We start from the raw sequence: 11983 nt of genomic DNA, 5'->3' as shown, positions 1-11983 counted from the left end.
CGGAAATCAATAAGAGGTCATGATGAGTACTGAAATCAAAACTCAGGTCGTGGTACTTGGGGCAGGTCCCGCAGGTTACTCTGCAGCCTTCCGTTGCGCTGATTTAGGTCTGGAAACCGTCATCGTAGAACGTTACAACACCCTTGGTGGTGTTTGTCTGAACGTAGGTTGTATCCCTTCTAAAGCGCTGCTGCACGTAGCGAAAGTTATCGAAGAGGCCAAAGCGCTGGCTGAACACGGTATCGTCTTCGGCGAGCCGAAAACCGATATCGACAAAATCCGTACCTGGAAAGAGAAAGTTATCACTCAGCTGACCGGTGGTCTGGCTGGCATGGCGAAAGGCCGTAAAGTGAAAGTGGTCAACGGTCTGGGTAAATTCACCGGTGCGAACACCCTGGAAGTGGAAGGCGAAAACGGCAAAACCGTGATCAACTTCGACAACGCGATCATCGCGGCAGGCTCTCGCCCAATCGAACTGCCGTTCATTCCACATGAAGATCCGCGCGTGTGGGATTCCACCGATGCTCTGGAGCTGAAAACCGTTCCTAAGCGCCTGCTGGTTATGGGCGGCGGTATTATCGGTCTGGAAATGGGTACCGTGTACCATGCGCTGGGTTCAGACATTGACGTGGTTGAAATGTTCGACCAGGTTATCCCGGCTGCTGACAAAGACATCGTAAAAGTCTTCACCAAACGCATCAGCAAGAAATTCAACCTGATGCTGGAAACCAAAGTGACTGCCGTTGAAGCAAAAGAAGACGGTATTTACGTTTCCATGGAAGGCAAAAAAGCGCCAGCAGAACCACAGCGTTACGACGCCGTGCTGGTGGCTATCGGCCGTGTGCCGAACGGTAAAAACCTCGACGCGGGCAAAGCTGGCGTGGAAGTGGACGACCGTGGCTTCATCCGCGTTGACAAGCAGCTGCGCACTAACGTGCCGCACATCTTTGCTATCGGCGATATCGTCGGTCAGCCAATGCTGGCGCACAAAGGTGTTCACGAAGGTCACGTTGCCGCTGAAGTTATCGCCGGCATGAAGCACTACTTCGACCCGAAAGTGATCCCATCTATCGCCTACACCGAGCCAGAAGTGGCATGGGTGGGGTTGACCGAGAAAGAAGCGAAAGAGAAAGGCATCAGCTACGAAACCGCCACCTTCCCGTGGGCTGCTTCTGGCCGTGCTATCGCTTCCGACTGCGCAGACGGTATGACCAAACTGATCTTCGACAAAGAGACTCACCGCGTTATCGGTGGTGCGATTGTCGGTACCAACGGCGGTGAGCTGCTGGGTGAGATCGGTCTGGCGATTGAAATGGGCTGTGACGCGGAAGACATCGCGCTGACCATCCACGCTCACCCAACTCTGCACGAGTCCGTGGGCCTGGCGGCAGAAGTGTTTGAAGGTAGCATCACCGACCTGCCAAACGCGAAAGCGAAGAAGAAGTAAGTTTCTTCAGATAAAAAAAAGCGGCTACGGGCCGCTTTTTTTATGTGCTGGATTCAGGGAGCTACGGGCTGCCAGGTTTTATCCAGGTGATATGACGCAAGCGCCTGCGCTTGCTGCGCTGATTCATTACCGAGGTTGGCCTCATAAACCCGATCGTCCTGGTTTATCACAAAGCTCATTACCCCCGTCTGGCCATAGCTCACGGGCCAGGCAATCATGGCAAATCCATTGTTCTCCGGCAGGATGCGAAAGTGATAGCCGTGGTAGCCAGCACCCGGCTCCTTCGGGCTAAACGCCGGGCCAAGCGGGCTTGGCGCTTCGCCGGGCGACACGGGCCAGTACAACCCATCCTTTTTTCCTTCAGCGCTGACAATTTTCTGCGCGTACTTCTGGTTCATTGCAAAATAGCGCTGCTGGGCATCCACGTAGGCATGTAATGCGCCAATGGCCGCGAGTTCGTTGCGCCCGATTTCGCGGGTCAGGATCTCGTCACCGGCTTTCTGCATATCAAACTGCCAGCCTGCGGCGGTTTTAATCAACGGAATCGGAAGCTGCCAGTCGTTATCGCCCACCACCAGATGCGCCACATCGCCATCGATCACTGTTTTATGTTGGATCTTCCAGTCTCGCAGGAAGCGATCGACGGCATCCGGATCGACCCCTTCCGGCGGCAGGACGTCGCGCCAGTGTTCACCGAGCAGCGTGTTCATTGCGGTTTCGTTTTGCTCGCGAATGGCGTCTGCCAGCGCGCGGGTGGCCCGATCCGGCGAGCTGAAGGATTGCTGCGCCATGACCGTCGCCGACACCATGAGCAACACCATGGTGCTGAGTAATTTACTTTTCATGTCGGCTCCCTTAACGATGATGAAATTCGCGGTGTTCCGCGCGTTCGACAGAGCGCTGGCGAGGCAGCTGCTGGTGCGCCGAGAGCTGACGGCTTTGCGCGCCTCGCTGCTGCTGTGCTTGCCAGCTACCGGAGCGGCTGTCATTGCCGCTCAACGCATTGGCACGGTGCACCCTGGCCGGCTGCTGCGCCGACTGTGCAACTCGCTTCCCGACAGCCTGATGATTTTCACGCACCGGTGTAGCCGTCCGTTTTACGGTTTGTGGCCGGGTGTCGTACCCACGATAGCTATTGCGCTGCGAAATCTGCTTCAGCTGTTGCGCTGAGGCGAGACGCCGGGCATCCCGCGTTCCGGTATGCGCCGACGGTGTAAAGGTTTTACCCGTCGATTTTTCCATCTGGCTGAGCGCCGCCTGGCGCTGGCTGTCGCGACTGGCCGGCGTTCGCTGCGTCGCGCTTAGTCCGGTAGCGGCGTTTGTGGAATGGAAACGGCTAGCCAGCTGGTTAGTCGGGTAAGGCACACCTTCCCGATACGCCGGGTTGTGCTGCCAGGTACGGTTGTCGCCGTTCAGGCGCAGTCCGCCAATCTTGTTGAAATTATCCACGTTGATATTGATGTTGTTGTCGCCGTTGCGGTTATAGCCGCCATGGTGGTCCCAGTCATCATCATGATGGTGGTGATCCCAGTCATCGTCGTCATCCCAGTCGATATTGCTGAAAATAGCGTAGGTTGTTGCGACCCCGAGGCTGAAGCCTAAACCTTTAACCAGGCTGTCGGTAAATTGCTCGCCGGGCGAGGGCGGGAGATATACCGGCGGGTAAGCGGCGTTAGGCCAGGTGCCGTAAACCGTATTCGGGTTATACGTCGGGACGTAAACCACCTGCGGATCGGTGGATTCAATCTTAATCACCGTCGGAGAGGTGGTCGTTTCCGCTGTCGTGGTTGATGCCGTTGTTTTTGCCGGGGCAGGTTTTGTGACGGTAGTGACCGTCTGCTGCGGCGTTGATTGTAAGGCGCCGGTCTTTTGTGCCAGCGCGCGCAGGCGTTGGACGGAATCCATGACATCCTTCGGTTGAGCGAGAAACGCATCCCCCAGATTTTGTACCCACGGCGGGTTTTCACCCATCAGCGACATCAGCTGAGGAAACGCGACCAGCGATTTTACGCTGGGATCCCACGGCTGGCCGGCAACCGCCTGAATGGCGGCATCACCCTGCATTTTAGGGTTGTCCTTTGACCACTGCGCCGCCTGAATAACGTTAGACGGGTAGGTGGACGCCATGAAAATTTGCGACAGCAGGGCGTCCGGATAAAGCGCGACGGGGGCAACCCACTGATCGATTTGCGCGGCGGTGTAGGCCGGTGCGACAACCGGTGCGGACTGGGCTGGCGGTGCTGTGGGTTGTTGTGCCGCCGGAGCAGCGGGGGCAGGCTCCGTCGTGCGGCTTTTAACGAACATGGTGCCTGAGGCGGCAAACAGCCCCGCACTGCAAAGCAGAACAAGAAGATGTGGTTTAAATGGCAACTTCATAAATTGACTCCAGCGAGACGAGTGCAGTGCCGTGAGGCGTTGCGGTTGGCGTGAGTATTATTCACTCGCCTTTTACTGTTTTGACTTTTGTTGGGGAGCTGCCGGTACGTCCGGATAAAGAGTGTGAGTATTTATTACACAATTATATGTGATAGCTGAAAAGCCGCTGGGATATCAGAAGGCCGCTCTTGCGAGCGGCCAGCAGCTAGTTGCCGAGGTTGACAACAAACAGCACCGTGATGTCGGATATGTTCCAGCCACCGTGCAGTGCCGTAAGCAGTAAACCGAGCACAACGATCAGCGCAGTGATTCGCATCTCCATTGCGTGCGTTCCTGTACAGGCTACGCGGGTTCATTCTTCACCGGGAAAGGCAGAACCTGGCAAATTGGGATTGCCGCGTAGGTTACGGAACTGCTCCCGGGCCCGGTGACTGGTTGCTACACCAGCGAAGCAGGCCGAGGAGAAGAGTAATCGACTCGGTGGTAATTCAGAAGGCTAAAAATGAAGTTAAAAGTGTTTTCATTCGAAACAGGAAGACGCTACGCAAAACTGACATGATGGCTTGCAAGCCAGCGGGTTGTGATGCAAAATTCATCGCGTTGGGATTGCCGCAAATCTGCCAACCCGGTGTGCTACCACCGCAAGGCAACAAATAAACCGCTTTCAGGCGGTTTTTTTGTTGCCAAATTTCCCCTCGGCTGCCCTCTACACCATGCTTAACGATTCAGCAAATTTTTTAATGTTGCTTTTTTGTAAACAGATTAACACTGTGCAGAAATCCTGCTATGCTGCCCGACGCGGTATCGGGCATTTACCCTACAAACTGCTGTCTCACAGGAGCGTGAAGAGAACGCCCGCCGCATATGACAATGAGAGCGAGGAGAACCGTCGTGCTAGAAGAATACCGTAAGCACGTAGCAGAACGTGCCGCCGAGGGAATTGTACCCAAACCTTTAGATGCAACCCAAATGGCCGCGCTCGTCGAGCTGCTGAAGAACCCGCCCAAGGGCGAAGAAGAATTCCTGTTAGATCTGCTGATCAACCGCGTACCGCCTGGCGTAGATGAAGCTGCCTACGTAAAAGCCGGATTCCTTGCCGCCGTTGCCAAAGGCGAAGCCACCTCCCCACTGGTTACTCCTGAAAAAGCGATTGAACTGCTCGGCACCATGCAGGGCGGCTATAACATTCATCCGCTGATTGACGCGCTGGATAACGATAAGCTGGCGCCAATTGCTGCCAAAGCGCTCTCTTCAACGCTGCTGATGTTCGATAACTTCTACGATGTGGAAGAAAAAGCCAAAGCGGGCAACGTTTACGCGAAGCAGGTGATGCAGTCATGGGCTGATGCCGAATGGTTCCTGAACCGTCCAGCGCTGGCTGAAAAAATTACCGTTACCGTCTTTAAGGTGACCGGTGAAACCAACACCGACGATCTCTCTCCGGCACCGGACGCGTGGTCTCGCCCGGATATCCCGCTGCACGCCCTGGCGATGCTGAAAAACGCCCGTGAAGGTATCGAACCGGATCAGCCAGGCGTGGTCGGCCCGATCAAACAGATCGAAGCCCTGCAACAGAAAGGTTTCCCGCTGGCTTACGTCGGCGACGTTGTGGGTACCGGATCTTCCCGTAAATCCGCGACCAACTCCGTGCTGTGGTTTATGGGCGATGATATTCCGCACGTGCCGAACAAGCGCGGCGGCGGCCTGTGCCTCGGCGGTAAAATCGCTCCGATCTTCTTTAACACCATGGAAGATGCGGGCGCGCTGCCGATTGAAGTGGACGTGAGCAACCTGAACATGGGCGACGTGATTGACGTTTACCCGTTCAAGGGCGAAGTGCGTAACCACGAAACCAATGAACTGCTGGCAAGCTTCGAGCTGAAAACTGACGTGCTGATCGACGAAGTGCGCGCCGGTGGCCGTATCCCGCTGATCATCGGTCGTGGCCTGACCACCAAAGCGCGCGAAGCGCTGGGTCTGCCGCACTCGGACGTTTTCCGTCAGGCGAAAGACGTGGCGGAAAGCAATCGCGGCTACTCCCTGGCGCAGAAAATGGTTGGCCGCGCGTGTGGCGTAGCGGGCATCCGTCCTGGCGCATACTGTGAGCCGAAGATGACCTCCGTCGGTTCTCAGGACACCACCGGGCCGATGACCCGTGACGAGCTGAAAGACCTCGCGTGCCTGGGCTTCTCGTCTGACCTGGTGATGCAGTCCTTCTGCCACACGGCGGCGTATCCGAAGCCGGTTGACGTGACCACGCACCACACGCTGCCTGACTTCATCATGAACCGCGGCGGCGTGTCGCTGCGCCCCGGCGATGGCGTGATCCACTCCTGGCTGAACCGCATGCTGCTGCCGGATACCGTGGGTACCGGCGGTGACTCCCATACCCGTTTCCCGATTGGTATCTCCTTCCCGGCGGGCTCCGGCCTGGTGGCGTTTGCCGCGGCGACCGGCGTGATGCCTCTCGACATGCCAGAGTCCGTGCTGGTGCGCTTTAAGGGCAAAATGCAGCCGGGCATCACGCTGCGTGACCTGGTTCATGCGATCCCGCTGTATGCCATCAAACAGGGTCTGCTGACCGTTGAGAAGAAGGGTAAGAAAAACATCTTCTCTGGCCGCATCCTGGAAATTGAAGGGCTGCCGGATCTGAAGGTAGAGCAGGCGTTTGAGCTGACCGATGCCTCCGCTGAGCGTTCTGCGGCAGGCTGCACCATCAAGCTGAACAAAGAGCCGATTATTGAGTACCTGACCTCCAACATCGTGCTGCTGAAGTGGATGATTGCAGAAGGCTATGGCGACCGCCGTACGCTGGAGCGTCGTATTCAGGGCATGGAGAAATGGCTGGCGGATCCGCAGCTGCTGGAAGCCGACGCTGACGCGGAGTACGCGGCGGTGATCGACATCGATCTGGCGGATATCAAAGAGCCAATCCTGTGTGCGCCAAACGATCCTGACGATGCGCGTCTGCTCTCTGACGTGCAGGGCGACAAGATCGACGAAGTGTTCATCGGCTCCTGTATGACCAACATCGGCCACTTCCGCGCCGCAGGTAAACTGCTGGATACCCACAAAGGCCAGCTGCCGACCCGCCTGTGGGTGGCGCCGCCAACCCGTATGGACGCGGCGCAGCTGACCGAAGAAGGCTACTACAGCGTGTTCGGTAAGAGCGGGGCGCGTATCGAAATCCCTGGCTGTTCCCTGTGTATGGGCAACCAGGCGCGCGTGGCCGACGGTGCGACGGTGGTCTCCACCTCTACCCGTAACTTCCCGAACCGTTTGGGTACCGGCGCGAACGTCTACCTGGCCTCTGCGGAGCTGGCGGCGGTTGCGGCGCTGATTGGCAAACTGCCAACGCCGGAAGAGTACCAGACCTTTGTCGCGCAGGTGGATAAGACGGCGGTGGATACCTATCGCTATCTCAACTTCGACCAGCTCTCTCAGTACACCGAGAAGGCTGACGGGGTGATCTTCCAGACCGCGGTATAAAAACCACCCCCTCACCCCTAACCCCTCTCCCCAAAGGGGCGAGGGGGATTTTATTCCCTCTCCCTTTGGGAGAGGGCCAGGGTGAGGGGTATTTTTTTTATTTTCATTCCTCCCGCCTCTCCCGCTTTTTTTCTTCCTCTCTGCTGCGATAATTACCCTAATGGCTTTGCAGAGGAAAACGCTATGGATTACGAATTTTTGCGTGATATCACCGGAGTGGTGAAAGTGCGTATGTCGATGGGGCACGAAGCCGTTGGACACTGGTTTAACGAAGAGGTGAAAGAGAACCTCGCGCTGCTGGATGAAGTCGAACAGGCGGCGAGCACGGTAAAAGGCAGTGAGCGCTCCTGGCAACGCGCCGGGCACGAATACACCCTGTGGATGGATGGCGAAGAGGTGATGGTGCGCGCCAACCAGCTGGAGTTTTCGGGTGATGAGATGGAGGAGGGGATGAGCTACTACGACGAAGAGAGCCTGTCGCTGTGCGGCGTGGAGGACTTCCTGAAAGTGGTAAACGCCTACCGTGAATTCATGAAGCAGAAGTAACTCCCGAAGCGTCCCTGCTTCGGGCAACGTTTACACGGTCGGAATATTGCGGCCGTAGTAGATCTCGCGCATCTCTTTCCAGAGCAGGTCGGTAATGACCTTACGCTCTTCTTCGCTTAAATCTTCTGGCTTCGTGTGGAACATGTAGTGCTTAAGGTCAAATTCCTTAAGCAGCATCTTGGTATGGAAGATGTTCTCCTGGTACACGTTCACGTCCATCATGTCGTACAGCGACTTTATGTCCTCGGACATAAAGTTCTGGATGGAGTTGATCTCGTGATCGATGAAGTGCTTCATGCCGTTGATATCACGGGTAAAGCCGCGCACGCGATAATCAATGGTGACGATGTCCGATTCCAGCTGGTGGATGAGGTAGTTCAGCGCATTCAGCGGTGAAATCACCCCGCAGGTCGACACTTCTATATCCGCGCGGAAGGTACACAGACCGCCTTCCGGGTGGCTTTCCGGGTAGGTATGAACGCAGATATGGCTTTTATCCAGGTGGGCGACAACCACTTCCGGCAGCGGGCCGGGGTGCTCGGTTTTATCAATAAGCTTTGGGTCAACCGGCTCCTCGCTCACCAGAATGGTGACGCTCGCCCCCTGGGGCTCGTAATCCTGACGCGCAATGTTCAGGATATTCGCGCCGATAATCGAGCAGGTCTCTGACAGGATCTCGGTCAGACGGTTGGCGTTGTAGAGTTCATCGATATAGGCGATATAACCATCGCGCTCTTCTGCCGTTTTGGCGTAGCAGATATCGTAAATACAAAAACTCAGGCTTTTGGTCAGATTATTAAAGCCATGCAGTTTAAGCTTTTTCAATTAGTTCACCTCCTTTGAGGACAGCGCGTCTTGCAGATATTGTGGCAACGCAAAGGCTGCGGTGTGGATGGCCGGATTGTAGTATCGGCACGTCAGTGCGGCCTGGTGGAAGCGGGCCTGAACGATCTCGGTTGAGAGATGGCGCAATACGTCGTTATCCGTCGCCCAGGCAAAGGTCATGATCCCGCCGTAGTAGGTGGGGATCGCCGCCTGGTAGAAGCTGACGTCGCTAAAATAGGTGCTCAGCTTACGGTGGCTATCAAGCGCTTCGTCCTGCTGCAGGAAGCACACCCCGTTTTGCGCCACGAAAATGCCGCCCGGCTTCAGGCAGCGCTTGCAGCCTTCGTAAAACGAGGAGGTAAACAGCGACGCGCCCGGGCCGATAGGGTCGGTACAGTCAGAGATGATCACATCAAACGTTTGCGTGGTCTGGTTAACGAAATTAACGCCGTCGTCGATAACCAGGTTAAAGCGCGGATCGTCATAGCTGCCGGCATTGTGGTTTGGCAGGTACTGGCGGCAGAACGACACCACGCCCGCATCGATTTCCACCATGGTGATGGTTTCAACATTCTTATGGCGGGACACTTCACGCAGCATTGCGCCATCGCCGCCGCCGATAATCAGCACGTGCTTCGCGTGGCCGTGGGCCAGCAGCGGGACGTGGGTCATCATTTCGTGATAGATAAACTCGTCGCGCTCGGTGGTTTGCACCACGCCGTCCAGCGCCATCACGCGGCCAAAGGCGGCGTTTTCGAAGATTATCAGATCCTGATGATCGGTTTTCTCATGATAGAGCACGTTATCCACGGCAAAATACTGACCAAACTGGTCATGCAGCGTTTCTTGCCATACCGTTTTATCGGTCATGGGGAGCACCTCCTTCGTTAACATCCATTACTTCCGGCAGATGGGCGCAACACAAAACCGCCGTGAAGCGGTTAGCGGGTCAACAGGGGGCGTCGGGAAGGTTACTTCACGTAGGCGAGCAGGCTGAGCGAATCGCGAGCCAGCGCTTTGCATTTTTTAGCAGTGGGAATGCCAATACCGCTTAAATCGCGATAGCTGTCTTCACCGAGCGCCTTCATGTCGAAGCTGTCGTAGTTGCTGAGGTCCCATTGGTTCTGCTGGGCAAAAAAGACCAGTGCGCGACGAATTTGCCCATTGGGTAAATTCTGGTAACCACAATCGTTTTTCAGAAAAACAAAAACTGCCGTCAGATCGGCCATATCCTCCGCTTCGTTTTCACTTAGCGCATAGCTGTTCGCACACATCGCCATCAGGCTGGCGAACATAATTGTTCTGAAAAACGTCTTCATTGCCTTTACCACTGCATCACGGAAAATTAACGTTAGCATACTTGATGCCAGGCCGACGATCTTTATTATTGCCGCCGTGCTTGACCTTCCGGTAAGGGGAGGGTTTATGCTCAAAAGATCGCCTGCTGGAAATAAGGAAATGCACATGCAACGTCGTGATTTTTTGAAATATTCTGCCGCGCTGGGGGTTGCCAGCGCACTACCTCTCTGGAGTCGCGCTGTTTTTGCCGCGGACAGACCCGCTTTACCCATCCCTGAATTACTCACCGCAGATGCCCGCAGCCGCATCCAGCTTGTGGTGCAGTCCGGTAAAACCACGTTCGGCAAGCACGCCGCGACGACGTGGGGCTATAACGGCAATCTGCTCGGCCCGGCGTTGCAGTTACGCAAGGGGAAGGCGGTAACGGTAGACATCCATAACACGCTGGGTGAAGAGACCACGCTGCACTGGCACGGGCTGGAAGTCCCGGGCGAGGTGGACGGTGGACCCCAGGGCGTAATCAAGGCCGGGGGTAAACGCAGCGTGACCTTTACCCCGCAACAGCGCGCGGCGACCTGCTGGTTCCATCCGCATCAGCATGGCAAGACGGGCCATCAGGTGGCGATGGGGCTGGCCGGGCTGGTGCTGATTGAGGACGACGAGAGCCGCCTGCTGCGCCTGCCAAAACAGTGGGGCATCGACGATGTGCCGGTGATTGTGCAGGACAAAAAGTTCAGCGCTGACGGGCAAATTGACTATCAGCTGGACGTGATGAGCGCGGCGGTGGGCTGGTTTGGCGATACGCTGCTGACCAACGGAGCGATTTACCCGCAGCATGCCGCCCCGAAAGGCTGGCTGCGCTTACGCCTGCTTAACGGCTGTAACGCCCGCTCGCTGAACTTCGCCACCAGCGATAAACGTCCGCTTTACGTAGTGGCAAGCGACGGCGGCCTGCTGCCGGAGCCGGTGAAGGTGAGCGAGCTGCCGATGCTGATGGGCGAGCGCTTCGAGGTGCTGGTGGATATCAGCGATGGCAGGGTGTTTGACCTGGTCACGCTGCCGGTCAGCCAGATGGGGATGGCCGTTGCGCCGTTCGATAAGCCGCATCCGGTGTTGCGCATCCAGCCGCTACAGATTACTGCCTCTGGCACGCTGCCGGATAGCTTAACCACCCTGCCAGCACTCCCTTCGCTTGACGGGCTTACGCAGCGCAAGCTTCAGCTCTCCATGGATCCGATGCTCGACATGATGGGCATGCAGGCGCTGATGAAAAAGTATGGCAATCAGGCCATGGCGGGAATGCACCATGGTCAGATGATGGGCCATATGAACATGGATCACGGCAGGATGGGCGGCATGGATCACGGCGGTCACGGGTTTGATTTTCACAACGCCAATATGATCAATGGCAAAGCGTTCGATATGAACACGCCGATGTTCGCCGCCGCGAAGGGACAGTTCGAGCGCTGGGTGATTTCAGGCGAAGGCGACATGATGCTGCACCCGTTCCATATCCACGGCACGCAGTTCCGCATTCTTACTGAAAACGGTAAAGCGCCGGACGCGCATCGCGCGGGCTGGAAAGATACGGTGAGAGTGGAGGGCGGCGTCAGCGAGGTGCTGGTGAAGTTTGACCACGAGGCGCCGAAGGAGTTTGCCTATATGGCGCACTGCCATCTGCTGGAGCATGAGGATACGGGGATGATGCTTGGGTTCACTGTTTAAAACAGTGCGGCCTGATGCCCTCACCCTGACCCTCTCCCAAAGGGCTGAGGGATCCCCAGTAATATGGTCATACCACCATGACCATATTACTGTACTCTTTTCCCAGCTTTTTCATTTCGTTACCTATATTTAGCCGTCTCACTTTTCCAGGCTCATGCCGGATGACTTCTTCTGCCAGACTCAGGTATGACAGAACCCGTCTGTGCCTGATGCTGCTTGCCTGATAGTGCCAGTGTAAACACTGCCTTTCTGCCCTGTAACCTGCCAGCCACATCA

At 56.3% G+C, this 11983-nt stretch carries 9 protein-coding genes and 1 pseudogene; 4 read left to right on the top strand and 6 right to left on the bottom strand.

The annotated features are described in order from the left end of the window. The first annotated feature begins 22 nt into the window (after window positions 1-22). Window positions 23-1447, top strand: a complete 1425-nt coding sequence (gene lpdA, locus OWK27_RS12465; RefSeq protein WP_148420169.1) for a dihydrolipoyl dehydrogenase — start codon at window positions 23-25, stop codon at window positions 1445-1447. Window positions 1448-1500: 53 nt separating this feature from the next. Here the strand turns inward: lpdA and OWK27_RS12460 are convergent, their stop codons facing one another. Together OWK27_RS12460 and OWK27_RS12455 are read right to left on the bottom strand one after the other, a co-directional pair. Continuing rightward, a complete protein-coding gene (locus OWK27_RS12460) occupies window positions 1501-2292 on the bottom strand; it encodes a DUF2950 family protein (protein ID WP_193355780.1) in 792 nt (263 codons plus the stop codon). 10 nt (window positions 2293-2302) lie between these two features. Then, window positions 2303-3823: a DUF3300 domain-containing protein gene (locus OWK27_RS12455; protein ID WP_252004708.1), complete on the bottom strand. Its 1521-nt coding sequence runs from the start codon at window positions 3821-3823 to the stop codon at window positions 2303-2305. An 891-nt stretch (window positions 3824-4714) separates the two neighbouring features. On the opposite strand from OWK27_RS12455, the gene acnB reads away from it, so the two are divergent. Next, window positions 4715-7312 carry a bifunctional aconitate hydratase 2/2-methylisocitrate dehydratase gene (gene acnB, locus OWK27_RS12450; protein WP_267590488.1) on the top strand — a complete coding sequence of 866 codons (2598 nt, stop codon included), beginning with the start codon at window positions 4715-4717 and terminating at the stop codon, window positions 7310-7312. Window positions 7313-7495: 183 nt separating this feature from the next. Continuing rightward, entirely contained in the window at window positions 7496-7858 is a 363-nt protein-coding gene (yacL, locus tag OWK27_RS12445; RefSeq protein WP_148420100.1) for a protein YacL, read from the top strand. Between the two features lie 30 nt (window positions 7859-7888). Here yacL and speD read toward each other — a convergent pair whose 3' ends face one another. The 3 genes from speD to OWK27_RS12430 all read right to left on the bottom strand — a co-directional run bounded on the left by speD (window position 7889) and on the right by OWK27_RS12430 (window position 10002). Next, window positions 7889-8683, bottom strand: a complete 795-nt coding sequence (speD, locus tag OWK27_RS12440; RefSeq protein WP_148420101.1) for an adenosylmethionine decarboxylase — start codon at window positions 8681-8683, stop codon at window positions 7889-7891. Further along, the gene (gene speE, locus OWK27_RS12435) at window positions 8684-9553 is read right to left on the bottom strand and encodes a polyamine aminopropyltransferase (RefSeq protein WP_148420102.1); all 870 of its coding nucleotides are present in this window, start codon (window positions 9551-9553) and stop codon (window positions 8684-8686) included. It abuts the gene before it with no gap. Window positions 9554-9654: 101 nt separating this feature from the next. Next, window positions 9655-10002: a YacC family pilotin-like protein gene (locus OWK27_RS12430; protein WP_148420103.1), complete on the bottom strand. Its 348-nt coding sequence runs from the start codon at window positions 10000-10002 to the stop codon at window positions 9655-9657. A gap of 145 nt (window positions 10003-10147) precedes the next feature. Between OWK27_RS12430 and cueO the strand changes: the two genes are divergently transcribed. Further along, window positions 10148-11707, top strand: a complete 1560-nt coding sequence (gene cueO / locus OWK27_RS12425; RefSeq protein ID WP_267590487.1) for a multicopper oxidase CueO — start codon at window positions 10148-10150, stop codon at window positions 11705-11707. Between the two features lie 67 nt (window positions 11708-11774). Here the strand turns inward: cueO and OWK27_RS12420 are convergent. Beyond that, window positions 11775-11983 (bottom strand): annotated as a pseudogene (locus tag OWK27_RS12420) (IS4 family transposase); the annotation flags it as partial.

It is taken from the genome of Enterobacter cloacae complex sp. 2022EL-00788 (assembly GCF_026627565.1).
In the GTDB taxonomy this organism is placed as follows: Bacteria; Pseudomonadota; Gammaproteobacteria; order Enterobacterales; family Enterobacteriaceae; genus Enterobacter; species Enterobacter pasteurii.
This window is presented reverse-complemented; position numbering and strand designations above follow the sequence as displayed.

Excerpts from the sequence above, each read along its gene's own strand:
- lpdA (WP_148420169.1), top strand. The coding sequence starts at position 23 with ATGAGTACTGAAATCAAAACTCAGGTCGTGGTACTTGGGGCAGGTCCC.
- OWK27_RS12460 (WP_193355780.1), bottom strand. The coding sequence starts at position 2,292 with ATGAAAAGTAAATTACTCAGCACCATGGTGTTGCTCATGGTGTCGGCG.
- OWK27_RS12455 (WP_252004708.1), bottom strand. The coding sequence starts at position 3,823 with ATGAAGTTGCCATTTAAACCACATCTTCTTGTTCTGCTTTGCAGTGCG.
- yacL (WP_148420100.1), top strand. The coding sequence starts at position 7,496 with ATGGATTACGAATTTTTGCGTGATATCACCGGAGTGGTGAAAGTGCGT.
- speE (WP_148420102.1), bottom strand. The coding sequence starts at position 9,553 with ATGACCGATAAAACGGTATGGCAAGAAACGCTGCATGACCAGTTTGGT.
- OWK27_RS12430 (WP_148420103.1), bottom strand. The coding sequence starts at position 10,002 with ATGAAGACGTTTTTCAGAACAATTATGTTCGCCAGCCTGATGGCGATG.
- cueO (WP_267590487.1), top strand. The coding sequence starts at position 10,148 with ATGCAACGTCGTGATTTTTTGAAATATTCTGCCGCGCTGGGGGTTGCC.